This window comes from Gordonia sp. 852002-50395_SCH5434458, from assembly GCF_001665905.1.
GTDB classification, from domain to species: domain Bacteria; phylum Actinomycetota; class Actinomycetes; order Mycobacteriales; family Mycobacteriaceae; genus Gordonia; species Gordonia jacobaea.
The window spans coordinates 17730-43091 of the sequence record NZ_LZTC01000098.1 but is presented as its reverse complement, the minus strand read 5'-3'; the positions used below and the strand labels follow the sequence as shown (position 1 = coordinate 43091).

Here is a 25362-nt window from a genome sequence, read left to right as displayed (position 1 = left end):
ACAACCACACTTGGAGTAACACAATGGATTTCGAGCTCACCGAAGAGCAGTCACTGCTGCGCGACACCGTCCGCAGCGTGTTCAAGAGTTATGACATCGAGAAGATCCGCGCCGTGTCGGAGACCGACACGGGCTGGTCGACGTCGATTTGGGAATCGCTTGCCGAGATCGGCATCCTCGGACTGCCGTTCAGCGAGGACGCAGGCGGCACCGGCGCAGGGCCGGTCGAGGTCAGCGCGCTGATGGGCGAGGTTGGTCGCAGCCTCGCACCCGAGCCACTGCTGTACGGCGCGTTGTTGCCGGGCGTCGTCATCGACAAGGTCGCATCCGGCGACCGCCGTACCAGTCTGCTGACAGAGGTATCGGAGGGGCGGCTGCTGCTCGGATACGCACACGCAGAACCCGAAGATCGTTGGCCCGCAGCGGCAGTCACCACCACGGCGACCGGCGCAAGCGACGGCGTCACTCTCGATGGAGTGAAGTACCCCGTCCTCGCGGGTGACGTGGCACAGAAGTTCGTCGTCAGCGCCCGCCGCACCGACGGAACCATCGGACTGTTCATCGTCGACGCCGACGCGTCGGGTGTGACCGTCGACGGTTTCCGCACCTACGACGATCGCCGTGCCGCCCGGGTGAGCTTCACCAACGCCCCGGCGATCGAACTGGCCGACGGCGATCAGTCCGACGCGATCGCCTACGCGGACATCTTCGCGCAGACGGCTCAGTGCGCCGAGGCTGTCGGTGCGATGGAACGCGCGATGGAACTGACGACCGAATACCTCAAGTCGCGCAAGCAGTTCGGGGTGCCGCTCAAGACCTTCCAGACGCTGACGCAGCGCGCGTCGGACGTCTACGTCGCGCTCGAGCTGGCACGCAGCATGAGCTTGTACGCGACGGCGTCTCTCAACGACGAGGTCGACGACCCGTCGGTCTACAGCCGCACGAAGCTGCAGATCTGCCGCTCGGCACGCAAGGTGGGCCAGGAGGCGATCCAGATGCACGGCGGCATCGGCATGACAGCGGAATACCCTGTGGGACATTACGTTGCACGCCTCACCGCGATCTCTCGCACGCTCGGCGACGCCGACGAGCACCTCGGCGTGCTCTCGAGCAAGCTGGGCGACTACGAGATGGTGACCGTCAACTAGGTTCGCACCGGATGGGGGTTCATCGACGTGAGTCGGTGAGCCCCCATTCTGCTGCCAGGAGCTGATGGGAACGAAGCCGGTCGTCGAAATCGTGTGTGACGCTGGTGATCACGAGCTCGTCGGCGCCGGTCACGCGTGCCAGCGTGTCGAGTTGCTCGGCGACGGTCGACGGCGAGCCGACGAACTGCGTGCGGATTCGGTCGTCGACAACGGCGCGTTGCTCATCGGTCAGCGGCGCGGCGTTCTCGGGATCGAGGTAGGGTTGCGCTCCCCGACCGGTCCTTATGTCGTGCACCCAGTGACCGTAGGTCGACGCGAGATGTGTTGCAGTCGAATCATTGTCGGCAACGACGACGTCTGCGGACACCACCACGTACGGCTCGCGCAGTCGGGCCGACGGACGGAAGTTGGCCCGGTAGGCCTCGACCGCCTCGAGAACCGTTGCGGGACTGACGTGATAGTTCGCGACGAACGGCAGACCCTCTGCGCCCGCGACCTGCGCGCTCTGCCCCTTACTGCTACCGAACACCCAGACCTCGAGGTCGGCGTGTTCGCCTGGGACAGCGTGCAATTCGACGTCGCCGACGCGCAGACCGCCGTCGAGCAGCGCGAGGATGTCGGAGACGGCGTCGGCGAAGTCGGGTTGCGCGGCCCCCTCGAACTCCAGTGCCGCCGCGGTGGCGCCGATGAGCGGTGACGACAGAATGCTCGCGAGGAAGAACGGTTCGGGTAGGAGCAGGCCGTCGACGACGCGTTCGGGTTCGGTCGCGGGTGGCGGACCCTTCGGGCCCTTGGGCGCCGACGCCGCGGCGGCGAGCGCTTCGGTGCGCTTCTGCCCCGACCGCCCGAGCCCGAGGTCGAGGCGACCGGGAAACACGGCGTCGATGGTGCCGAACGCCTCGACGACCGACGCCGCGGTGTGATGCCCGAGTTGCACTGCCGCACTACCGACCCGAATCGACTCGGTCGCGGCAGCGACCAGGGCTATCAGCGTGGCGGTCGACGACGAGCCGACCGAGACGAAGTGGTGCTCGGCGAGCCAGAAGCGTCGATAGCCCCACTCCTCGGCCGCGCGCGCCAGCGCGATGCTGCGCCGCACCGCCTCTGCGGGTGTCGACCCCTCACTGACCGGCGCAAGGTCGAGGACTGAGAGTGGCAGCGGCGCAGCGCCTTTCGCTGTCATCGGCGGACGCGCTGGGGGTTGGTGTGAGCGGTCTGTGTGCTGACGCCGGCGTCGACGTCGCCGAATCCCGGGTAGCACGCCGCCGACGATTCGGGCGTCAGGCCAGCGGCTCCGCGCAACAACATCTGGTGGTGCGTCTCGACCATCTGCGACAACCCGCCCACCTTGGACAACCAGCTCATCGTCACTCCCGCAGCTCGAATTTCGGCAGCTCTGTTCCCAGTCCGCAATGTCCCAGTAAGCACCCATATGACGATCGAGAGAACGGTTGCGCTCACGCTGATCTTTTGGTCGCGGTCGGGAAGAGGCTCGAGCGGGCCGACCGTTGAGACGAGTCGTGAGTGATTCAACGCTGTCGTTGGCCATCGGACTGCGTGGCGCCGGTCGACACCCGGCCGCCTGGCGAGACCCGGAGGCCAGACCGGACGCACTGTTCAGCGCGAGCTACTGGCGCGACGCGATCGTCACCGCCGAACGCGCGGGAGCCGATCTCGTCACGCTCGACGACGGATTCGAGGCCCGACCGCTACTGCCCGGCGAGTCGTCGGCCGGCGCGCCGCCGGTGCGTACCGACCTCGTCAACGGAAGGCTCGACACCGTGCTGATCGCGGCACGTATCGCACCGCTCACCTCGCGAATCGGACTCCTGCCCACCGTGACCGTGACGCACACGGAGCCGTTCCACACATCGAAGGCGATCGCCACGCTCGACTACGTCAGCGGTGGACGTGCGGGAGTCGTGCTGGCCGTCGACGACCGACCCGAGAACGTCTCACTGTTCGGGCGTCGCGACGTCGAGGTGGCGTTGGATCGCGCTGCGCTGCACCGAGAAGCTGCCGAGTACGCGGAGGTGATCGGCCGACTGTGGGATTCGTGGGAGGACGACGCCGAGATCCGCGACGTCGCGACCGGTCGCTTCATCGACCGGGATCGATTGCACTACATCGACTTCGAGGGCGAGTTCTTCTCCGTGCGCGGTCCGTCGATCACACCACGACCCCCACAGGGCCAGCCGATCATCGCGACGACGGTCTCGGCAGGCGATCCCGCGTCACTCGAATTGCTCAGTGGCAGCGCCGATATCGGGTTCTTCGCGAGTCCAGATGACCGTGCGACGCTCGACGAGGTGCTCGCAGCGTCGGACAGCGATCGCCGAGAAGACCTACGACTTTACGACGACCTCGTCGTCTACCTCGACGACACGCAGGCGTCGGCGGCTGGTCGTCGAGCGCAGTACGACGACTGGCTCGGCACTCACTTCGACGACGGCACACAGGAATTCGTCGGTACCGCAGCAGGATTGGCCGACCTCATCGAGGAGCGTGCAGGTGCGGTACAGGGTGTCCGGCTACACCCGGCCGCGATCGGGCACGACCTACGCCGCGTCGCCGACGACCTCGCGCCCGAGCTGCGTCGACGCGGTCTGGTCGTCGACTCGGAAGCGAAAACCTCAGGAGCACAGACCCTTCGGGAGACCTTGGGTCTGCGCCATCCCGTCAATCGATACTCACGTGCGACCGTGTCAGGCGGTGTCCGATGACCAAGCAGGTACACCTCGCGGCGCACTTCCCCGGCGTCAACAACACGACGGTCTGGAGTGATCCCGCCGCCGGGAGCCACATCGAGTTCTCGTCGTTCACGCGCTTCGCGCAGACCGCAGAGCGCGGATTGTTCGACTTCCTCTTCCTCGCGGAGGGGCTCCGGCTGCGCGAGCAGAACGGCAAGATCTACGACCTCGACGTCGTCGGAAGACCCGATACCTTCACGATTCTCGCCGCACTCGCGGCCGTCACCGAACACCTCGGACTCGCCGGGACGATCAACTCGACGTTCAACGAACCCGTTGAGGTGGCAAGGCAATTCGCGTCGCTCGACCACCTCTCCGACGGTCGCGCCGCCTGGAACGTCGTGACATCGTGGGATGCGTTCACCGGCGAGAACTTCCGCCGCGGCGGATATCTTCCCGCAGATCAGCGCTACGTGCGGGCTCGGCAGTTCCTCGAAACCGCTGTGGAACTGTGGGATTCGTGGCAACGCGACGACATCGTCGCCGATCGGTCCGCCGGCGAATTCCTGCGCAGGCCACACGCCGGACAGTTCGCGCACCTCGACTCGCAGTTCGACATCAGCGGCACGTTCGGGGTGCCGCGCAGCCCGCAGGGCAGGCCGGTCATCTTCCAGGCGGGCGATTCGGACGAGGGTCGGGAGTTCGCCGCCGCGCGCGCCGACGCGATCTTCTCGCGACACTCGACGCTCGACGACGGCAAGGCGTTCTACGCCGACGTCAAGGGACGTCTCGCCGCACACGGGCGGACACCGGAGGATCTGCTGATCCTGCCCGCCGCGACGTTCGTCGTCGGAGACACCGATGCCGACGCCGCCGAACTCGCGCACGAGATCAGACTCGCGCAGGTCAGCGGACAGACCGCGATCAAGTTCCTCGAGCAACTCTGGAATCGAGACCTCCACGACCACGATCCCGACGGCCCGCTGCCGAGCATCGACCCGCTGCCCGGTGAGAACACAGTCGCGAAGGGGCGAGCCAGTGTCCGCATCCACGAGGACCCACGCGACGTCGCAGCCCGCTGGCGCGCGTTGGCCGAGTCGAAGAAGCTCACGACGCGTGAGCTGATCATCGAGGTCACGGGGCGTCAGGCGTTCGTCGGTTCGGCGCGCACCGTCGCCGACGAGATCAACCGCTTCGTGCAGGCCGACGCGAGTGACGGCTTCATCCTCGTTCCACACGTCACTCCGGGCGGCCTCGACCGCTTCGTCGACGACGTGATTCCCGAGCTTCAAGACCTCGGCGTGTACCGGACCGAGTATCCGGGTCGGACACTGCGTGAGAACCTCGGGCTCGCAGGGGTCGTCGCGGGTTAGGGTTTTCGTGGGTGTCGCGCCCGCGTGCACCGGCGACCACGCACCGACCAGAGGGTCGGCGACGAGGGGAGATCACAGGTGGACGCAGTGTTCGGCACCAATCTGGCCTGGGGTGCGTCGTTCAGCCTCCTGGGGGTTGCGCTCATGGTCGTCGGGTTCGGCGCCCTCGACCTCGTGACGCCGGGCCGACTTCGGCAGCTCGTCTGGGTGGACAACAACCGCAACGCGATGATCCTGACGACGTCGATGGTCGTCGGAATCGCGTTCGTGCTGGTCGCCTCGGTGGTCGACACGGTGACCCTCGTGTTGTGGAAGGCGCTGCTCTACACGCTCGCCTACGCGGTGCTGACCATCGCGGTGATGATGTGGTCATTCGTGCTCATCGACTGGCTCACGCCCGGCAAGCTCGGGACCATCCTGCTCGAGAACGACGCGCATCCCGCGGGATGGATCTCTGCCGCGGTCTTCGTCGGCGTCGCGGCGATGATCGGGACCGTGCTCATCGTCTGAGCCTTATTGACTGTCCGACAATAGGCGTTCTAGGGTGATGCGAGCTGTGACCGGCGACACCGTCGGTCATCGACCGTCCGCAACGCACAACCCGGGGGAACCATGACCGCCGCACTGATCGAAGAGTCCATCGACATCGACGCCACGCCCACGCAGGTCTGGTCCGTGATCTCCGACCTCGCCCGCATGGGCGAGTGGAGTCCGCAGTGCGCCAAGATGTTCATCATCGGCGGGCCTGTGAAGCTGGGCACCCGCACCGTCAACATCAACCGTCGCGGACCGCTCGCCTGGCCGACGACGTCGAAGGTCGTTCGGTTCGCACCCAACCAGGAGATCGGGTTCCGCGTCGCGGAGAACCACACGGTGTGGAGCTACACCATCGAGCCGAACCCGTCGGGCGGCGTGACGGTGACGGAACGTCGGGAAGCCGCGGGCGGCAAGACCACCAAGGTGTCGTCGACGCTCGTCGACCTCGTGTTCGGCGGCTCCGACTCGTTCGAGGAAGAGCTCAAGGTCGGGATGGCCGAGACCCTCGGCAAGATCAAGCGCGCCGCAGAATCGAGCACCGCCCGGGCCGCCTGAACGCACAGTCGGCCGGATACAGCGCCCAGCCGACGGGATAGAGCGCCCAGTCGACGGAATGCAGCGCCCAGTCGACGGTATAGAGCGCCCAGTCGGCCGGATACAGCGCCCAGTCGACGCTCTCGAGCGCACAGTCGACGGGTGCACTTCGCGTCGAGTGGGCGCCCGAGACGGTCGAGTGGGCGCCCCAGACGGTCGAGTGGGCAGGCTCAGGCGCCGTCGAGCTTCTCGATCAGGGCCGGGAGGTCGGCGAGGGAGTCGATGATGTGGTCGGGCACCGGCCCGAACTCGTCGCGCTGCAGGGCGCGCAGCGCGTCTTCGCGAAACTTGCCCGTGCGCACCAGCACGCCGATGAGTGCGGCGGCCTGGGCGCCGAGGACGTCGTTGTGCATGTCGTCGCCGACCATCACCACCTGGGTCGGCTCGAGATTCATGAGTTCGACGGCGGCGCGAAAGCCCAGTGGCGAGGGCTTGCCGATCGCGCGGATCTTTCGACCCGAGGCTTTCTCGAGGCCCTCGAGGTAGACGCCGGTGTCGATCGAGAGTCCACGGGCCGTCGACCAGATCATCGAACGGTGCATCGCGACGACCGGGGTACCGGCGAGCATCTTCTCCAGCACTGTCGACAGCGCAGTGTGGGTGAAAACCGGCCCGGCGCCGCCGAGGACGATGACCTGAGCTTCGTTCGGATCGTCGGTGAGTGGGACGCCGGTCATGTCCTCGGCGATCGGTCCCTCGTTGAGAACCCAGGCGAGCTTGCCGGGATAGTTGCGGGCCAGGAATTCGGCGGTGAGTTTGGCGGCGGTGAGGATCTCGTCGGGTTCGACCTCGAATCCGCAGTTGCCGAGCGCTTCGGCGATCTGTGATCGCGACCGTGATGTGGTGTTGGTCAAGAACATTCGCGGGTAGCCGCGCTCGGAGAGTTCTTCGATCGCCTCGACGGCGCCGGGCAGCGCATGCCACGAGGTGACCATCACCCCGTCTATGTCGAGCAGCAGCCCCAGCGTCATGCATCGAATCTAGTGCCCGTCGGGCGCGAGCGCAGGACGGGCTCGATCTACGTGGCATGCTGGGCCAATGCGTTCCGTCGCCGAGCATCAGAAGATCGTCAGCGAGCTGTTCGGGCCTCCGGAAACGGTCCGCGTCGCGGTTGCGGATGCGCTGGGTATGGCCACCGTCGACGACGCCGTCGCGGCATTCGCGATGCCCGCCTTCGACAATTCCGCGATGGACGGATACGCGGTGCGGGCCGACGACATCGCCGGTGCCAGTGCGGCGGAGCCGGTCCGGCTGCCCGTCGTCGACGACATTCCTGCCGGCCGCACGGGTCTGGTGACACTCGCACCGGGGACGACCGCGCGGATCATGACCGGCGCACCGCTGCCCGACGGCGCTGACGCCGTTGTGCCGGTGGAGCTCACCGACGGCGACTTCTCTGTCGACCACGTGCCCGACTCGACGGTCGGGTTCAGCTCGGGCGTCGAGGCGGGAAAGCACATTCGACGCGAAGGCTCCGACATCGCGCGCGGCGACGTCGCGCTACCCGCCGGCACGGTGCTCAGGGCGGCACAGATCGGACTCCTCTCGGCGCTCGGCCTCGCCGACGTCGCGGTTGCCCGACGGCTGCGGGTTGTGGTGCTGTCGACCGGCTCCGAGCTCGTCGAGCCGGGAAAATCGTTGCAGCACGGTCAGATCTACGAATCCAACGGCGCCATGCTCACCGCGGCACTCACCGAGGCGGGCGCACTGGCGCGGCACGTTCACTTCGTGCCCGACGACGTCGCGGACTTCCTCGAGCGCCTCGACGAGGCGTCGGCCGACGCGGACCTGATCATCACCTCCGGCGGCGTGAGCGCCGGGGCCTACGAGGTGGTCAAGGAGGCACTCGACGCCGGGCCGGTCGAGTTCGTGAAGGTGGCCATGCAGCCCGGGATGCCGCAGGGATGTGGGCATCACCTCAACCCGGCCGGCCGTCGCGTCCCGATCATCACGTTGCCGGGAAATCCGGTCAGTTCACTCGTGTCGTTCGAGGTGTTCATCCGTCCTCCCCTGCGCGCGGCGATGGGCCTGTCACCCGACCGACCGCGCGTCGCAGCCACGCTCGGCAGCGACATCCGATCACCGGAGGGCAAAAGGCAGTTCATGCGCGGAGTCGTCGACGAGTCGTTGCTCCCGGGCGTCGACGGCCAACTGGTCGTCGAGCCGATAGGTCCGCCGGGGTCGCATCATCTGCGATACCTCGCGGGGGCGAACGCGTTGATCGACATCCCTGCCGCGACCACCGCATTGCCTGCGGGTTCGGTCGTCGACGTCGTCGTTCTGTGACGTCTGCGACCCCCAGACCCCGGAACCGCAGCTGTCTGGCATCGCTAAGCTGTACGGACGCGACGGGCAATTCCGGCGCGACCGACTCGGGAGGATGATCAGGTGGCCAGGCGCCCGCGACCGGACGCATCAGCACAACATCCGGCAACCGAATCCGACGGTCCGATCCGTTCCGGCCTGACCCCGACGCACCTCGTTGCTCTTGCGCGCGAGACCCTTCCCCCGATCCACCCGGCAGGCCTCCCGTTCGTCGCTGCGGCATCGGCGGTGGCGGTGGTTGGTCGACGACATCGGTGGATCGCGGTACCCGCGACCGCCGCGGCAGGAGCGTGCGCAGCCTTCTTCCGGCATCCCTCACGGGTTCCGCCGACCGAGCCGGGCGTCGTGGTGGCTCCGGCAGACGGGATCGTCAGCCTCGTCGACGACGCCGTGCCCCCAGCGGAATCGGGTCTCGGCGACCAGCCCCGACCGCGCGTCTCGACGTTCCTGTCGATCTTCGACGTCCACGTGCAGCGCGTCCCGATCAGCGGTCGCGTGTTGTCGGTGACGCACACGCCCGGTTCGTTCGTGTCCGCCGACCTCCCGGAGGCGAGTTCGGCAAACGAGCGCACGACGATGGTCGTGCGCCCCGACGGCGGGGACGATTCCGACGGCGACGATCCCGACCCGACACCCCGCGACTCCGACATCGCCGTGGTCCAGATCGCCGGCCTGCTTGCGCGTCGAATCGTCTGCACCGCGAAGGTCGGCGATCACCTCTCCATCGGCGACACCTACGGACTCATCCGGTTCGGCTCACGCGTCGACGTCTACCTCCCGCCGGGTACGAAGCAACGAGTGTTGGTCGGGCAGCGCACCGTCGGCGCCGAGACCCCGCTCGCCACGCTGAGTACCTCGGATACCACCCGCGTCCGCGACGGCGGGTGACATGCCGACCAACAATCGAGCGGGCGTAGACCGCACCCCGCTGCACTACCGCAATCCGTCGATGAGGTCGACGCGACGTCGAGTCCCCCGGGGCTCGGCATCGAACGACGAGCAGGGCAGACTGCGGCGACAGGCCGCAGCGGGCCGCATGTTCGTACCGTCGGCGCTGACGATTCTCGCGATCTGCGCGGGTTTGACGGCGGTACGCGCTGTCATCAACGACAACGTCGACCTTGCGATGGCACTCGTCGTCGCCGCGGCACTGCTCGACGGCATCGACGGCCGGGTGGCCCGGCTGATGGGCGCGACCACCAAGATCGGCGCCGAGATCGATTCACTCGCCGATGCCATCAACTTCGGCGTCGTGCCTGCACTGATCGTGTACCTCTATCTGCTGCAAGGACACGACCTCGGCTGGGGATTCGCGCTGATCTACTGCTGCGCGATCGTGCTGCGGCTCGCGCGGTTCAACACCCTGCTCGACGACACCGATGCCCCCGGCTACACCCGTGACTTCTTTGTCGGTGTCCCCGCGCCCGCAGCAGCCCTGGTGGCCCTGCTGCCGATCGGGCTCGCCCAGCAGTTCGGCGACGGATGGTGGACCTCGCCGCTGGTCGTCGGATTGTGGTTGGTCGTAGTGGCGCTGCTCGCGGTCAGTCGAGTTCCGACAGCATCGCTCAAGACGTCGTCTGTGCATCCGCGCAAGCTTGCGGGCCTGTTGATCCTGGTCGCGATCGGCGCAGCACTGCTGTTGACCTACCCATACGTGCTGATGATCATCCTGGTGGCGGCATACGCCGTGCACATTCCGTTCGCCTGGCGCAGTCGACGCTGGGTACAGGCGCGGCCAGAACACTGGGAGGCCCCGCCCGCCGAGCGCCGGGCGGAACGTCGGGCGATCGCCCGCGGCCAGCCGCGCCGCACGCTGCCACCGCGCAAGTCGACCGCGCGACTCGGCCTGCACATCCCGGGCTCTGAACCCACGGCGCCGCACAGTGTTTCCGACGCCCCGGTTTCCGACACCACAGTTTCCGACGCCCCCGCTTCCGACGTCCCCCTTTCCGACGCCCCTGTCACCGACGCCCCTGCCGGCGGTGAAGCCAGGTGAACGCGCAGCTCACTCTGACCGCTCGGCTCAATACGTCGGCTGCGGATTCGCGCCGCGGGATCGTCCGCGCTCATCCCGAAGCGCTGACGGCGCTCGGATTGCGCGAGTGGGACGCGGTGTCGATCACGGGTGCACGGGTCACCGCAGCCGTCGTCGCGGCAGCACCGTCGGGGACGCCGACCGGCACGCTACTGCTCGACGACATCACGTTCTCCAACGCGGGCATCAAGGAAAACGCTTCCGTCGTGCTCTCCGAGGTTGCCGTGCACGGTGCGGCACGGGTCGTCGTCACCGGTTCTGCTGTTGCGAGTCGAGGCGTCGACGAGGCGACGCTGCGGCGTGCACTCCTCGGCAAGGTGCTGTCGGTCGGGGATGCGGTGTCGCTGCTTCCACGCGACCTCGGTCCGGAACTCAGCGCGAGCGCCGCGACCCGCGCGCTCACGTTGTCGGTCGGGATCACCTGGACCAACGAGTTGCTGACGGTCACCGCAACCGATCCCGGGTCGCCGGTCAGCGTGCAGCCGTCGACGGCCGTGCTGTGGGCGTCGGATGGCGTCGACGCCGCACGCGGCGGCGTAGGTGCAGCACCTCGCGCCGCGGACACGAGTCCCGGCGTTGTCGGCGAGAGTCGCGGCGCCGTCGGCGCGGCAGCAGGCGGGGTCGGGCGCGGTTGGCTCACCACACCGCCGGGTGCGGAATCGCCGGGGCACGTGGTGCGCCCGGCATCGGAGTTGGTCGGGGTCGACGCGCAGGTCGCGAAACTCACCGAGTGGCTGAGCATCACGCTCGACGAGCCAGGCGTACTGCGCGCGCTCGGGGCCACTCCCCGACTCGGCGTGCTGCTCTCCGGTCCGGCAGGGTCCGGGAAGGCGACACTTGTGCGATCCGTCTGTGCCGCAAGGACATTGACGACGATCGACGGACCAACCATCGGATCGCTCGAGGCCTCGGCCCGCCTCCGCGCGGTCAGCGACGCGATCGCCGATCTCCGACGCTCCGGCTCGGGGGTGCTACTGATCACCGACGTCGACGCCCTGCTGCCCGCGAAGTCCGAGCCGGTCTCGACGTTGATCCTCGACGAACTGCGCGCAGCGATCAGCCCCACCGACGCGACGTCGACGTCCGACGACCACATCGCGTTGATCGTCACCAGCGCTGAACCCGCGGGGCTCGACGAACGCCTACGCGCTCCCGACCTGTGCGACCGCGAACTCGTCATCGGACTACCCGACGCCGCCCGGCGCGCACGGATACTCGGGGTGATCCTCACCGGAGTACCCACCGACGGTGCACTCGACCTCGACCACATCGCCGCGCGCACACCGGGTTTCGTCGCAGGCGACTTGGCTGCGCTCGCGCGCGAGGCAGCCTTGCGTGCGGCCGCGAGGGCAAGCGCCAGCGATGCGGCGCCCTCACTCACCGACGATGATCTCATCGGGGCACTCGACGTCATCCGACCCGTCTCGCGGCTACGCACCCCCGAGGTCGCGGTCGGGTCCATCACCCTCGACGACGTCGGCGACATGACCGAGACGAAGCAGGCTCTCACCGAGACCGTGCTCTGGCCGCTGCAGCACCCCGACACGTTCACACGGCTCGGCGTCGAGCCGCCGCGCGGTGTGCTCCTGTACGGACCACCCGGCTGCGGCAAGACCTTCGTCGTACGCGCGCTTGCGGCGTCGGGCATGCTCTCGGTGCACATGGTCAAGGGCGCCGAGCTCATGGACAAGTGGGTCGGGTCGTCGGAGAAAGCGGTGCGCGACCTGTTCGCCGCGGCACGCGAATCGGCGCCGTCGCTGATCTTTCTCGACGAGGTCGACGCCCTCGCCCCGCGTCGCGGCCAGTCGACCGATGCGGGCGTCGGCGATCGCGTCGTGGCCGCGCTGTTGACCGAACTCGACGGCGTCGAGCCGCTGCAGGACGTCGTGGTCCTCGGCGCGACCAATCGGCCGGACCTCATCGACCCGGCACTGCTACGTCCGGGGCGGCTGGAGCGATTGGTCTTCGTCCCGCCACCGGACGCGCAAGCCCGCGCGGAGATTCTGCGCACGTCGGGCCGCAAGGTGCCCCTGGCCGACGGCATCGACCTCGACGCGCTCGCCGCCGACCTCGAGGGCTACTCGGCCGCCGACTGCGCCGCGCTGCTGCGCGAGGCGGCGCTGGCAGCCATGCGCCGCGACATCGACGCCGCGACCGTCACCGCCGACGACGTCGTCGACGCCCGCACCCGGGTGCGACCGTCACTCGACGCCGCACAGGTCGAGGATCTGCGCGCCTACGCCGACCGACGGAGTGAGTGAACAGCTGGGGCGAGTGAACGGCTGGGTTCAGCTGGTCTGGGTGCCGGCCTGCCCGGTCTGACCCTGCTGGCCGTTGGGCACCTGCCCGTTCGGGGTCTGGCCCTGCTGGCCGTTGGGCACCTGCCCGTTCGGGGTCTGGCCCTGCTGGCCATTCGGCAGCTGGCCGTTCGGCACTTGGCCGTTCGGCATCTGCCCCTGCTGACCGTTGGGAAGCTGCCCGTTCTGGCCCGTGCCGCCGTTCATGCCAGGCATCTGGCCCCCATTCATGCCACCACCGTTCATGCCACCACCGTTCATGCCGGGCATCCCGCCCCCGTTCATGCCGCCACCGTTCATCCCGGGGCCGCGCATCTGGCTCTGGCCCGACGAGTTGTCGTGGCCCACGACGTACCCCGCGCCGAAGCCGAGCAGTCCGAACCCGACCGCCAGCCCGATCCCGCCTGCGATGATCGCGTTCTTGACCTTCGGCGGCACCTGGTCGGCTCGTGGCTGCGCAGAGTCACCGGCCGGAGGCGCTTCCGCCTGCCAAGCCGACTGCCCTGGCGTCGGGTGATCGGGATTCGTCGGGTACTCGGGGTTCGTCGAGTGTTCTCCGGTGGTGGGTGCGGACATCGTGGGGACTCCCTGCGCTCGGGTGCGTCGTCGAACAGCGCCGACGTTCGGCGCGCTGATGACGCATCAACAGTGCCGTCCACGGTGCGTGGCATCCCTTGCGTCCGACTGCCCACTCTCTGGCAGTCGGCTGTGAACCTCAGCTCGTCGTGATCGTGTAGAACACCGACGACCCGCCGGACGCGGCGGCAGGGGTGACACCCGCGCTCACCCAGTACGTCTTGCCTGCCTTGTCCGCGGTCAGCACCACGACGGACTGTCCGTTCTGCGACGTTCGTTGCGACTCGGTGTAGCCGGCGTCGGTCAACTTCTTGACCGCGGTGTCCAGGACGCCGGAATCGCCCGCGGGTGCCTGGACCGTCACCGACCAGCCCTTGGTCGCATCACCCGACGCAGTCAGCACCGTTCCGTCGATCAGGGGAACCTGATCGGAGGGAAAATCAGACGGTAGTGCCACTCCCTTGAGACCGCTGTCCTCGTCGGACCCGCAAGCACCGATGACCAGCGCAAGCGTGCACGTCAGCAGAACGACTGTGAACCTGACTAAGCGCGACATGACTGCAACGGTAAGATAGTCGAGCGGGCAGTTGCTCCGTGACACCCCGCCAGACGACGAAAGACGGAGTGCCCTTTGATCTCGGTGTTGGCCGCGTTGGCCGTGTGTGCGCTCATCGCACCCGCCATCGTTCATGCGCTCGGCACCAGGGGTTTCTACGTACTCGCGCTCGCTCCGCTCGGCGGACTGATCTGGGTCCTGCTCAACTGGCCACACGCGCACGATCCTCCTCGCGTCGAGACGGTCACCTGGGCTCCGACGCTGCAGATGGATTTCGTGATGCGTTTCGACACGCTCACGGCCATCATGTCGGTGCTGATCCTCGGTGTCGGGGCGTTGGTGCTCTGCTACTGCGCCAATTACTTCGACGACGCTCGCCCACGGGTCGCCATCTTCGGTGGCGAGATGATTGCGTTCGCAGCGGCGATGTTCGGACTCGTCGCCAGCGACAACATGCTGATGCTCTATATCTTCTGGGAGCTCACCACGGTGTTGTCGTTCATGCTCGTGGGCTTCTATCACGTCCGCGCCACCTCGCGCAGATCCGCGACGCAGGCACTACTCGTGACCACCCTCGGCGGACTCGCGATGCTCGTCGGCATCATCATGCTCGGCGAACGAACCGGGTCGTATCTGCTTTCCGACCTGGTGGCGCACCCGCCGTCGAGCGGCATCTTTGTCGACGTCGCGATCGTGCTGGTGCTGATCGGCGCCGTCAGCAAGTCCGCGATCGTCCCGTTCCACTTCTGGCTGCCCGGCGCGATGGCCGCGCCGACACCGGTCAGCGCGTACCTCCACGCCGCGGCGATGGTGAAGGCGGGCATCTACCTGATCGGGCGGTTGGCTCCCGGCTTCTCCGGCCTCACCAGTTGGCAGGTCATGACGATCGGGCTCGGCTGTTTCACCATGCTGCTCGGCGGCTGGCGCTCGCTTCGCGAACTCGATCTCAAGCTCATCCTCGCGTTCGGCACTGTGTCGCAGCTCGGCTTCCTCGCCGTGTTGTTCGGCATGGGCGACGCGAACGTCGCGATGGCCGCGCTGGCGATGCTGGTGGCGCACGCGATGTTCAAAGCCGCACTGTTCATGGTCGTCGGCATCATCGACCACTCGACAGGCACACGCGACATCCGCAAGCTGGCCCGCCTCGGCCACCGTCTGCCCGCCCTCGCCCTCATCGCCGCCATCGCGGGTGCGAGCATGGCCGGGTTGCCGTTCACCATGGGGTTCGTCGGCAAGGAGACCGCGTTCGCCTCGATCTGGGATACCGGATCGCTGCAGCACTGGCAGGCCGAGACCGTCGACTACGTCTTGTTGGCGGGGTCGATCATCACGATGGCGTACACGACGCGATTCCTGTGGGGCGCGTTCGGTCGCAAGGTGCGCCAGCTCCCGAGCCGCGTCGTCGCACAGATGCATCCGCCCTCGGTCGCGTTCCAGACGCCACCCGCGATCCTCGCGGTACTCGGTGTCGTCACCGCTTTCCTGAGCCCGCTTATCGGCACCGCCTTCGAGCCCTACGCCGAGACCCTGCCGTCGTACGGCCACAAGATCGAGCATCTGGCCATGTGGCACGGCTTCGGGCTGCCGGTGGTCTTCTCCATCATCGTCATCGTCGGTGGCGCAGCGCTGTTCATGCTGATCCGACGTCTTCGGGATGTGCTGTTCCGCTACCGCCCGCTACTCAACGCCGACCGCATCTACGACGCCACGCTGCGCACGGCCGACTCTCTCTCGCTCACACTGACGCGCAACACCCAGCGCGGTTCGCTGCCCATCACGCAGGGCGTGATCATGTGCACCGCGATCATCCTGCCCGTCACAGTGCTGTTCCTCGGTGCACGTGATCGACTCTCGCCGCGCGGATTCGACTCGTCGATCGAGGTGGTGATCGGTGGGATCATGGCCGCCGCGGCGATCGCGGCGGTCCTGCTGCGCAACCGACTCGCCGCAACACTGATCGTCGGTGTCACGGGCTACGGCTGCGGAGTGCTGTTCGCTCTCTACGGCGCCCCCGACCTCGCGCTCACCCAGTTCCTGGTCGAGACGCTCACGCTGGTCATCTTCGTGCTGGTCCTGCGCAAGCTGCCCGCAGAACCCGAGCCGCGGCACGCGACGGGGTTCAAGGCGGTCCGCGCACTCATCGGCGCAGCGGTCGGTGTCAGCCTCGTGGTCATCGGCCTGTTCGCCGCGGCCGCGCGCAACTCACAGCCTGTCTCGGTCGACATCCCCGAAGCCGCGTACAAGTGGGGCCACGGCGCCAACGCGGTCAACGTGCTGCTCGTCGACATCCGCGCGTGGGACACGATGGGCGAGATCAGCGTCCTCATCGTCGCAGCCACGGGCGTCGCGTCGATGGTGTTCCGCAACCGCAGGTTCGGTGCCGCACCGCGCGTGTCCGACGCCGCACGCATGCTCGCGAATGGCCCCAACGGCAACCCGAACGGCCAGAACGACGAAGACGACGACCCGATCCCGCCGGATCGCACGACGTGGCTGCGCGGCAGCGAGTTCCGCGACCCACGCCACCGGTCGATGGTGCTCGAGGCGACGACGCGTCTGATCTTCCCGACGATGGTCGTGCTCTCGATCTACTTCTTCTTCGCGGGCCACAACGCTCCCGGCGGAGGGTTCGCGGGTGGTCTCACGATGGGACTGGCACTCGTGTTGCGCTATCTGGCGGGCGGCCGCTACGAACTCGGCGAGGCGCTACCCATCGAACCCGGCAAGTTCCTCGGAACAGGATTGTTGATCTCCGCGGGCACCGCGGCGACATCGATGCTGCTCGGTGCGCCCGCACTGTCGTCGGCGGTCCTCAAGGTCACGCTGCCGCTGCTCGGCGACATCAAGATCGTCACCGCACTGTTCTTCGACCTCGGCATCTACCTGATCGTGGTCGGCCTGGTGCTCGACATCCTGCGCAGCCTCGGCGCGCGTCTCGACGTCGAGACCTCGATCCCGGCAGGCACCATCATGCGCGTACCCGGGGAGGCAAGCCGATGAGCGTGAATCTCGGACTCCTCGTCATCGTCGCGATCCTCGCCGCCTGCGGCTCGTATCTGCTCATGGAACGCAGCCTGATCCGCATGCTGTTGGGTCTGCTGCTCGTCGGAAACGGCATCAACCTGCTGATCATCACCCTCGCGGGACCTCCGGGAAATCCGCCGATCCTCGGCAGGACGTCGGATCACCGCACGCAGGACGCCGACCCTCTCGCGCAGGCGATGGTCCTCACGGCGATCGTCATCACGATGGGTGTCGCCGCGTTCATCCTCGCGATGGTCTACCGCCTGTTCGTCCTCAACCGAGACGACGACGACCTCGAAGACGACGTGGAGGATCGCAAGGTCCTCAACACGAACCTGCAGACCGCACCGGACCGCGACCGCAGCGACAACCCCGAGACCGGCGCCGACACACCACTCGGCGACCTGTTCGACGACGAAGGCAACCCACTGACACCCGAGGAGTATGCCGCACTGCACCGGACCAAGATCGAGACCGACCTCATGCCAGACGATGACGACGTCATCGATGAGGTCTCGCGCGAGGAGGACGAACTCGCAGAAGCCGGCCTCGACGTCGTCGACATGACGTGGCCGCTGGGCAACGATCTGCAGGATCCGGACAAGCCCTATCCCGGAACGGCCGACCCGCGTGATCCCCCGCAGCCGGGAGACGATCGATGATCCCCCAGCCCTCGTGGATTCCGGTTCTCATCACGCTGCCGACGCTCGTACCGCTGCTCGGTGCCGCGATCACGCTGCTCGCCGGTCGAAGCCCCATCCTGCAGCGTGCTGTCGCTCTCGTCGCAATCGGTACCGCACTTGTTGCGTCGGGCATGATGCTCTACCTCACCGACGAACACGGAACGTTCTCGGTCCATATCGGCGGGTGGGGGTCGAAGGGGTACCCGAACGGTCCGCTCGGGATCACGTTGGTCGTCGATCCGCTCGCGGCGTTGATGCTGGTGGTCTCGACGGTGGTGCTGCTGTGCGTGGTGAGCTACGCGATCGGGCAGGGTATTCGCGACGGCACGTCGCAGCAGCCGGTGTCGATCTTCCTGCCGACCTATCTGATCCTGTGCGCGGGCGTCTGCAACTCCTTCCTCGCCGGCGACCTGTTCAACCTGTTCGTCTCGTTCGAGATCCTGCTGTCGGCGAGCTTCGTGCTGCTCACACTCGGTGCCAGCGGAGAGCGCGTGCGTGCAGGAGCGTCGTACGTGATGGTGTCGATGCTCTCGTCGCTGATCTTCCTCGCAGGGATCGCGTTCGCCTACGCGACGACCGGCACGCTGAACCTCGCCGAGATGGCACTGCGACTCGACACCGTGGCCGAGGGCACCCGCAACGCGCTCTACGCGGTGCTCCTCGTCGCATTCGGTATCAAGGCCGCCGTGTTCCCGCTGTCGTCGTGGCTGCCCGACTCGTATCCGACGGCTCCCGCCCCGGTCACCGCGGTGTTCGCAGGCTTGCTGACCAAAGTCGGTGTGTACGCGATCATGCGCACACATACGCTGCTGTTCCCCGGCGGATCGATGGATTCGATCCTGATGGTCGCGGGGCTGCTGACGATGCTGATCGGCATCTTCGGTGCGATCGCGCAGTCCGACATCAAGCGCCTGTTGTCGTTCACGCTCGTCTCGCACATCGGCTACATGATCTTCGGCATCGCGCTGTCGTCGCGACTGGGACTGTCCGCGGCGATCTACTACGTCGCGCACCACATCCTCGTGCAGACGACGCTGTTCCTGGTCGTCGGCCTGATCGAACGACAGGCGGGCTCTGCGTCGTTGCGCAGGCTCGGCGGCCTGATCGCGAGTCCCCTGCTCGCAGGACTCTTCTTGATCCCGGCCCTCAACCTCGGCGGTATCCCCCCGTTCTCCGGGTTCATCGGCAAGGTCGGATTGCTCGAGGCGGGCACTCGCGACGGGTCGGTGCTCGCGTGGTTGTTGGTTGCCGGTTCGGTGATCACCAGCCTGTTGACCCTTTACGTGATGGCCCGCGTGTGGACCAAGGCGTTCTGGCGACCGCGTGCCGACGCTCCCGAGGGCGAGCTCGCCGACAGCGCACCGTCTGCCCTCATCGACGAGCGTGCCGACATCTCCTTCGACGACCGCGAAGACGTCGGCCGCATGCCGACGTCGATGGTGGTACCGACCGCGCTGATGGTCGCGGCCGGTCTCGTGCTGACCTTCTGGGCAGGCCCGATCCTGCGCTTCACCGACAGCGCGGCCGACAACATATCCGACCGCGACAACTACATCGTCAGCGTGCTGGGAGGTGACAGATGACGAGCCAGGACCAGGGCAACCAAGACCCCCGACGCCGCAGCTCCGGGGCGGTACGCGCGCCCGGCAAGGGGCCCGTGAGATCGTTCCTCGTCAATGCGTGGCGCGTGTCGCTGCTGTTCATCTTCTGGAACACCGTCCGGGTATTCGTGTGGCTTCGCGAACACATCCGGCTTCCCGGCCGAATCGCGAGCGACGGCCGCGAACTGGCCGTCCGCTTGTGGGTCCTCGCCTGGCTCACCTTTGTCTGGGTGCTGCTGTGGGGCACGGTGTCGTGGGCCAACATCATCGGTGGCGTCGTGCTCGCGCTGGTCATCTCCATCGTGCTGCCGCTGCCGCGGGTTCCGGTCGAGGGCCGTATCCACCCCGTGTCGGTGCTCTGGCTCATCGCACGGCTGATCGTCGACTTCTTCGTGTCGAGCGCGCAGGTGGCGTGGGCCGCGATCCGACCCGGCTATCGCCCACTCGGTGCGGTCATCCGGGTGCGGGTGGCAATCAAATCCGACATGGTGCTCACCCTCGCCGTCGACTATCTCAATCTCGTGCCCGGCACGATGGTGCTGGAGATCGACCATCGTCGACGGCTGATCTACGTGCACGTCTTCGATGTCCGCTCAGACAAGAAGGTGCGGGCGTTCCACCGGCAGATCGCGTTCGTCGAGCGGATGTTCATCAAGGCGTTCGAGCGTGACAGCGAATGGCACCCGAGTCCGTACCACGGCATCGACGATGACTATCACCACGTGCGCACCGCCGAGCGGGCGTCGATCAAAGCGGAGCAGAACCAATGAGCGTCGTCTGGGTGATCGTGGCCACGCTGCTGCTCGTCGCAGCCGTGCTCACCGCTGCCCGCGCGCTCATGGGACCGACAACTCTCGACCGTCTCGTCGCCCTCGACACTCTCATCGCGCTCGCGATGTGCGGTCTCGCGGTGTGGGCGGCCTACAGCGGCGACACCACCGTGGTGCCCGGCGTCGTGGCGCTGGCACTACTCAGCTTCGTCGGGTCGATCGCGATCGCCCGATTCCGAGTCCGGGACGACCAGACGTGAGGGGGCAACGACCATGATCGTCGACATCATCAGCTCGGTCTTCCTCATACTCGGCGCGTTGATGGCGTTCACCGCGGCGCTCGGCGTGTTCCGTTTCCCCGACACCCTGAGCCGCATGCACGCGGCGACCAAACCTCAGACCTTCGGACTGCTGCAAATCCTCCTCGGCGCGATCATCCAACTCGGCGACAACGTCGACGTCGGAATGTTGATTCTCGCCGGCCTCTTCGCCATCATCACTGCACCGGTCATCGCGCATAGAATCGGGCGACTGGTATATCAGGAACAACGTGCCCAGGACGGATTGATCGCCAAAGAACGGTTGGACCGCGGCGATATCGACTGATCTCGTCACAATCGCCTGTGAAGCGTCGCACGCTACACAGTGTTCGGTCACAATCATGTAGGGGATTCGTCCTCGCGCCCGACTGCGCGAACGAAGAGCACACGCGGAGGTGAGAAGTGTCGTCGGTGGCGCAGCGGTTTGATCAGCGCTCGCTCGCTATGCTGTGCAGCCAGGTCGGCGCTGTCCCGCTCATCGCATTCGGGCTCGCGTCGGATTCTTTTCTCATGCCCGGTACGCACTGGGTATTGGCACTCGTCGGGGTTTTCACGCTGTTCTCGGTCGCGCTCACTATTCGCGCCGGCAAGCTCAGTGATCAGCAGTTCACGCTTGACGGTTTCGGTGGAATGTTGGGCATCGCGGCTTCTGCTGCGGTAATCGCCGACAACGGCTCGGCAATCGCGGTTCTCGTGCTCATCGCTGCGGTGCCCGCACTCACCGCCATGGCGTCGCCACAGCATCTCGTTGTCGGTTTCGTGGTCGCGGCAATGGCTCTCGCATGTGGGGTAATGGCCGTACGCGCCACGTCGGTGACCGCTTTCGCGGTCGGTGGTGGCGCGGTGCTGATGGCAATCGCGGTCCCGACGATCATGGTCACGATGCTGCGTCGCACGCTGTCGTCGTTGATCGATGAACAGGCACGGCTGAGCATCACCGACCCACTCACCGGCGCTCTCAACAGACGCGGTCTCTTCGACGGCGCCACACCGATCTTCCGCGCCGCGAACCGCGCGGGCAGATGTATCGCGATGCTCGTCATCGACATCGATCACTTCAAACGCATCAACGACGCCCACGGTCACGCCGCGGGCGACGCGATCCTCGTCGACGTGACGACCATGCTGGGCAACAACGTCCCCGACGACGCTCTGGTCGCGAGAACGGGCGGCGAGGAGTTCACCATCCTGATGGCCGTCGACGACGAGGCACAACTGCGCGACATCGCTGCGCGGCTGTGTCTGACGGTGCATGTACACGCGGGAGTCACGATCAGCGTCGGCGGTGTGACCGCCGACCCCGCCGAACTCCACGACGGCGACTCCACGCTGACCTCGCGGAGCCTCGACCAGCTAATCGCTCCCGCCGACCATCTCCTCTACGCAGCAAAACACCTTGGTAGAAACCGGTCGGTCGTCTCCTCGATCGCCGAGGTCAATGGGCACTCGGACGACATGAAGGCGGCGCAGGCCGGTACTGCACCGACCCCGGCTCCGGCGAGGTCTGGACCCGACACACCGCCCGACTCCGTGACTGCCACGGTCATCGGCAACGAGTGGAACAGGAGAGAGTCGATGATCGAGATCCTGCACCCCTACTACGACGCCGCGCGGATCGCGCAGCTCACCGACTCGTCACGTCGCGAACTGGTCGACATGTGGCCCGCCGCGCTCGAAGAGCTTCGCGCGCTCGATGCGCTCGAGCATGTCGAGCCGGGGCCCGCGCCGGACGCCCTCGTCGACTTCGGCGATCCCGCCGTCATCGACGACCGAACACGGTACGTCGTGATCGACTGGCGCAACACGGTCGTCCGGATGCCCGACGCCGAGCTGTTCTATCGGCTCAAGACCGCGCGCAACCGATTCCTGCTGACCACTTCCGAGCAGGAGGCGTGGCGCGACGCGACCGTCGCCGTCGCAGGCCTTTCGGTCGGGTCGTCGGCGTTGGCGTCGTGCGCGCTGACCGGTGCCCGCAGTTTCCACATCGCCGACTCCGATCGACTCTCACCGACCAACCTCAACCGCATGACGACCTCGATCTGCGACGTCGGGCTCGCCAAGGTCGACATCGCAGAACGACGCATCCTCGAGGGCGATCCGTACTCGTCGGTGACACAGTTCGTGCACGGCTATTCGACCGACGTCGCCGACGCCTTCCTCGGCGTGGCGACGGGCAAGCCGGTCTCGGTGATCATCGAGGAGATCGACGACATCGCGATGAAGATCGACATGCGTCGTCGGGCACGCGCGGCGCGCATTCCGGTGGTCAGCGTCACCGACATCGGCGAGAACGTGATGCTCGACATCGAACGATACGATCTCGATCCCGAGTACCCGATCTTCCACGGACGCGGCGAGAACTTCAGCGCCGCCGACGCTGCGGACCCGGTGCAGCGCCTCGACATGGCCATGGCCATCGTCGGCGACAATCTGACGTCGCGTATGGCGTTCTCCGCCAGTCAGGTCGGTCGAAGTCTCGCCTCCTGGCCGCAGTTGGGCTCCACCGCGGCAATGTCGGGTGGTATCGCGGCCGCGGCCGCGCGCAACATCGTGTGCGGTCGTCCGGTGATGTCCGGACGCTACGTCCTCGACATCGAGCGCATGATTCTGGCGCAACGCGAGTACCACGAATTGCAGTGGAACGAACTGACCCCCGACGTGTTCGCCGAGGTCTTCAGCGAGAGCACGAGTGAACGACCGAAGACCAGCGGGCCGCTCACTTCCGAATAGCGTCGGTGATGTGTTTCACGCGACGTCGACGGATCCAGCGTCGAATGTGTGGGAAATTTGCCTGAATTCGGTACACATTGTTCGCCACACCGACGGTTTCGCATGACGTGCGAGTAGGTCGCGGTCCCAGAACATTGCCTGCGTCCGATACCTTTCGTCGGGATACGGCGTGTATGGAATGTCGGTATCAACCCGACCGCCACCCGATTCCCACCTGGCGAGCACATAGTCGGCCGCGGTGGCGAGCATGTGTCGCGTGCCGGTGGCCGCCATCACGATCAACGGTGTGCGGGCAAGAAAGCCCGCGGCTGCCGCCGCGTCGCTCGACGTCGGATCGACGAACGCCGACTTCACCTCGATCAGGCCTCCCGCCAGACGCGCACCGATCGCTCTGATCAGCTCCGACTGCCCCGGTTGGCCATCCCATTCGGTGACGGCATGCGACTGATGCGGCAGCGTGTACGGTCCCTGAACACGCAGGCCACCGACGATGTCCCCGGCGGTATCGAGCACCGCGCAGAACAGCGTGGTACTCGAGCCGTCGCTGATGGCGTCGTAGTCGAGCGCATCGTCGACGCCACGAGCGGAGTACGCGGCGTGAGCGCCGTCGAGGTACTGGCGCCAGAGGTCGGGGACGATTGTCGGCGATGCGACGACCATCGTCGCATCGCTCGTCGCGTCCGGGACGACGATCGGATCGAGCGGGCCGGCGATGTTCGGGGCAGGACTCGACAAGGGCACAACAGCATGCATGGCTGATTTCCTTCAGAGGGTTTTAAGGTCGACCCCTTGATTGTGCCGGTTGCCGACCGCAAAGCGAGAAGTGAAACCGATGACAACGCCAAAATCGACCACGCACGCTATGTACGCAAAACGTGATTTCGCGACAACCGAGAATGCCACGGGCAGCGTCACCCGCGGGTTTTCAATCCAGTTCTGAGACCACTGACGCGACCACGGCGCGCATGTCACCGGTGCGCTCGTGGACGCTGCGCTGCCGCTGATAGCTGGCTCCGTGATCGACGATGTCGACCACGCGCGCCAGTTCATCGATGCACCCGAGTTCCTCGGCGATGGGCTCGAGTCGTTTGAGCAGCACGGTGAGGTCGTCGGTCACGAGTCGTTCATCGCAATCGGAGTCGAGGATGACGATGGCCTCGAGGCCGTAACGCGCGGCTCGCCACTTGTTCTCCTGCACCAACCACGGCGCCATGTGCGGCAGTTCCTCACCCGCCGACAGCCGACGATCGAGATCGACGACGAGGCAGTGGATGAGCGCGACGATCCCGGACAGCTCCACCAGGTTCGTCATCCCGTCGCACACCCGCACCTCGATGGTGCCCAGGTGCGGTGAGGGACGGATGTCCCACCGAATCTCGTTGAGATGGTCGATGATTCCCGTCGTCTTCTGGTCGGCGACGAACGCCTCGAACTCGTGCCACGTCTGGAATTGGAACGGTAGCCCCGCGGTGGGCAACTGCTGGAACATCATGGCGCGGTTGCTCGCGTAGCCGGTGTCCTGACCCGACCACATCGGAGACGACGACGAGAGCGCGAGGAGGTGCGGGTAGTAGTTGAGCAGCGACGTCAGGATCGGTAGGACCTTGTCGCGTCGGTCGATGCCGACGTGCACGTGGACACCCCAGATCAGCATCTGCCTGCCCCACCACTGGGTGCGATTGATCAACTCCGCGTACCGGTGTCCCTCGGTGAGCAACTGCGTCGACCACTCCGCGAACGGATGCGTGCCTGCGCCATACAGGTCGACACCGAGCCCGTCGGTGATCGACCGCACGACGTCGAGCGTCGCCGAGAGGTCGTCGATCGCCTCACGCGTCGTCGTACTCACACCGGTCACCAACTCGACGGTGTTGCGCAGCAACTCCTTGTGAACCTTGCCCGCACGGTCGGGGGCACGACGACCGACCTCGGTGAACAGCTCCGCCGCCGAGTTCGACAGATCGCCGGACACCTTGTCGGTGAGTGCGAACTCCCACTCGACGCCCAGCGTCGGCGTCGGCGAACCGGAGAACTCGATCGGGATGATCTTCGGCATCGATCAGGCCTTCCGCTCAGACCGGTGCCGGTCAGACCGGTACCGGT

Annotated in this window: 23 protein-coding genes; 16 read left to right on the top strand and 7 right to left on the bottom strand. The window is 66.6% G+C overall.

Annotation, left to right across the window (positions count from 1 at the left end):
* Positions 1-23 precede the first annotated feature (23 nt).
* A complete protein-coding gene (locus A5785_RS21055; RefSeq protein ID WP_064869107.1) occupies positions 24-1148 on the top strand; it encodes an acyl-CoA dehydrogenase family protein in 1125 nt (374 codons plus the stop codon).
* A 19-nt stretch (positions 1149-1167) separates the two neighbouring features.
* Here the strand turns inward: A5785_RS21055 and A5785_RS21050 are convergent, their stop codons facing one another.
* Entirely contained in the window at positions 1168-2331 is a 1164-nt protein-coding gene (locus A5785_RS21050) for an LLM class flavin-dependent oxidoreductase (RefSeq protein WP_064869104.1), read from the bottom strand.
* A complete protein-coding gene (locus tag A5785_RS21045) occupies positions 2328-2513 on the bottom strand; it encodes a hypothetical protein (RefSeq protein ID WP_064869101.1) in 186 nt (61 codons plus the stop codon). Before A5785_RS21045 ends, A5785_RS21050 begins: the two co-directional genes overlap by 4 nt.
* Positions 2514-2668: 155 nt before the next feature.
* Here A5785_RS21045 and A5785_RS21040 point away from each other — a divergent pair, with 155 nt between their 5' ends.
* The 4 genes from A5785_RS21040 to A5785_RS21025 all read left to right on the top strand — a co-directional run bounded on the left by A5785_RS21040 (position 2669) and on the right by A5785_RS21025 (position 6303).
* A complete protein-coding gene (locus tag A5785_RS21040) occupies positions 2669-3871 on the top strand; it encodes an LLM class flavin-dependent oxidoreductase (RefSeq protein WP_064869099.1) in 1203 nt (400 codons plus the stop codon).
* Positions 3868-5211, top strand: a complete 1344-nt coding sequence (locus A5785_RS21035; protein WP_064869096.1) for an NtaA/DmoA family FMN-dependent monooxygenase — start codon at positions 3868-3870, stop codon at positions 5209-5211. Before A5785_RS21040 ends, A5785_RS21035 begins: the two co-directional genes overlap by 4 nt.
* A gap of 78 nt (positions 5212-5289) precedes the next feature.
* Entirely contained in the window at positions 5290-5721 is a 432-nt protein-coding gene (locus A5785_RS21030) for a DUF350 domain-containing protein (RefSeq protein ID WP_005206677.1), read from the top strand.
* 102 nt (positions 5722-5823) lie between these two features.
* A complete protein-coding gene (locus A5785_RS21025; RefSeq protein WP_049697581.1) occupies positions 5824-6303 on the top strand; it encodes an SRPBCC family protein in 480 nt (159 codons plus the stop codon).
* A 209-nt stretch (positions 6304-6512) separates the two neighbouring features.
* On the opposite strand, the gene A5785_RS21020 is transcribed toward A5785_RS21025, so the two are convergent.
* On the bottom strand, positions 6513-7313 hold the full coding sequence (locus A5785_RS21020; RefSeq protein ID WP_049697580.1) for an HAD-IIA family hydrolase: 801 nt from the start codon (positions 7311-7313) through the stop codon (positions 6513-6515).
* Positions 7314-7380: 67 nt separating this feature from the next.
* Here A5785_RS21020 and moeA point away from each other — a divergent pair, with 67 nt between their 5' ends.
* The 4 genes from moeA to A5785_RS21000 all read left to right on the top strand — a co-directional run bounded on the left by moeA (position 7381) and on the right by A5785_RS21000 (position 12963).
* Positions 7381-8628 carry a molybdopterin molybdotransferase MoeA gene (gene moeA / locus A5785_RS21015; protein ID WP_064869093.1) on the top strand — a complete coding sequence of 416 codons (1248 nt, stop codon included), beginning with the start codon at positions 7381-7383 and terminating at the stop codon, positions 8626-8628.
* A gap of 102 nt (positions 8629-8730) precedes the next feature.
* On the top strand, positions 8731-9555 hold the full coding sequence (locus tag A5785_RS21010) for a phosphatidylserine decarboxylase (RefSeq protein ID WP_442902870.1): 825 nt from the start codon (positions 8731-8733) through the stop codon (positions 9553-9555).
* 1 nt (position 9556) lies between these two features.
* On the top strand, positions 9557-10663 hold the full coding sequence (locus A5785_RS21005) for a CDP-alcohol phosphatidyltransferase family protein (protein ID WP_442902869.1): 1107 nt from the start codon (positions 9557-9559) through the stop codon (positions 10661-10663).
* Entirely contained in the window at positions 10660-12963 is a 2304-nt protein-coding gene (locus A5785_RS21000) for an AAA family ATPase (protein ID WP_064869090.1), read from the top strand. Before A5785_RS21005 ends, A5785_RS21000 begins: the two co-directional genes overlap by 4 nt.
* Positions 12964-12990: 27 nt before the next feature.
* Here A5785_RS21000 and A5785_RS20995 read toward each other — a convergent pair whose 3' ends face one another.
* Entirely contained in the window at positions 12991-13575 is a 585-nt protein-coding gene (locus A5785_RS20995; protein ID WP_064869087.1) for a hypothetical protein, read from the bottom strand.
* Positions 13576-13714: 139 nt separating this feature from the next.
* Positions 13715-14131, bottom strand: a complete 417-nt coding sequence (locus A5785_RS20990; protein ID WP_049697575.1) for a hypothetical protein — start codon at positions 14129-14131, stop codon at positions 13715-13717.
* A gap of 75 nt (positions 14132-14206) precedes the next feature.
* Here A5785_RS20990 and A5785_RS20985 point away from each other — a divergent pair, with 75 nt between their 5' ends.
* The 7 genes from A5785_RS20985 (at position 14207) to A5785_RS20955 (ending at position 23259) form a co-directional block, all read left to right on the top strand.
* Entirely contained in the window at positions 14207-17131 is a 2925-nt protein-coding gene (locus A5785_RS20985) for a Na+/H+ antiporter subunit A (RefSeq protein ID WP_064869084.1), read from the top strand.
* Positions 17128-17817, top strand: coding sequence for a Na(+)/H(+) antiporter subunit C (locus tag A5785_RS20980; protein ID WP_049697573.1), 690 nt, complete (start codon positions 17128-17130; stop codon positions 17815-17817). The genes A5785_RS20985 and A5785_RS20980 overlap by 4 nt, the downstream gene beginning before the upstream one ends.
* Positions 17814-19421 carry a Na+/H+ antiporter subunit D gene (locus tag A5785_RS20975; protein ID WP_049697572.1) on the top strand — a complete coding sequence of 536 codons (1608 nt, stop codon included), beginning with the start codon at positions 17814-17816 and terminating at the stop codon, positions 19419-19421. The genes A5785_RS20980 and A5785_RS20975 overlap by 4 nt, the downstream gene beginning before the upstream one ends.
* Positions 19418-20209, top strand: coding sequence for a Na+/H+ antiporter subunit E (locus A5785_RS20970; RefSeq protein WP_049697571.1), 792 nt, complete (start codon positions 19418-19420; stop codon positions 20207-20209). The genes A5785_RS20975 and A5785_RS20970 overlap by 4 nt, the downstream gene beginning before the upstream one ends.
* Positions 20206-20469, top strand: a complete 264-nt coding sequence (locus tag A5785_RS20965) for a monovalent cation/H+ antiporter complex subunit F (protein WP_049697570.1) — start codon at positions 20206-20208, stop codon at positions 20467-20469. The genes A5785_RS20970 and A5785_RS20965 overlap by 4 nt, the downstream gene beginning before the upstream one ends.
* Before the next feature lie 13 nt (positions 20470-20482).
* The gene (mnhG, locus tag A5785_RS20960; RefSeq protein ID WP_064869081.1) at positions 20483-20815 is read left to right on the top strand and encodes a monovalent cation/H(+) antiporter subunit G; all 333 of its coding nucleotides are present in this window, start codon (positions 20483-20485) and stop codon (positions 20813-20815) included.
* Positions 20816-20940: 125 nt separating this feature from the next.
* Positions 20941-23259, top strand: a complete 2319-nt coding sequence (locus A5785_RS20955; protein ID WP_231894131.1) for a diguanylate cyclase — start codon at positions 20941-20943, stop codon at positions 23257-23259.
* Between the two features lie 15 nt (positions 23260-23274).
* Here the strand turns inward: A5785_RS20955 and A5785_RS20950 are convergent, their stop codons facing one another.
* Both A5785_RS20950 and A5785_RS20945 read right to left on the bottom strand, forming a co-directional pair.
* Positions 23275-24012 (bottom strand): hypothetical protein, encoded by a 738-nt coding sequence (locus tag A5785_RS20950; RefSeq protein ID WP_064869075.1) that lies wholly within the window; start codon positions 24010-24012, stop codon positions 23275-23277.
* Positions 24013-24184: 172 nt separating this feature from the next.
* Positions 24185-25315: a glutamate--cysteine ligase gene (locus A5785_RS20945; RefSeq protein ID WP_049697569.1), complete on the bottom strand. Its 1131-nt coding sequence runs from the start codon at positions 25313-25315 to the stop codon at positions 24185-24187.
* Between the last annotated feature and the right edge of the window lie 47 nt (positions 25316-25362).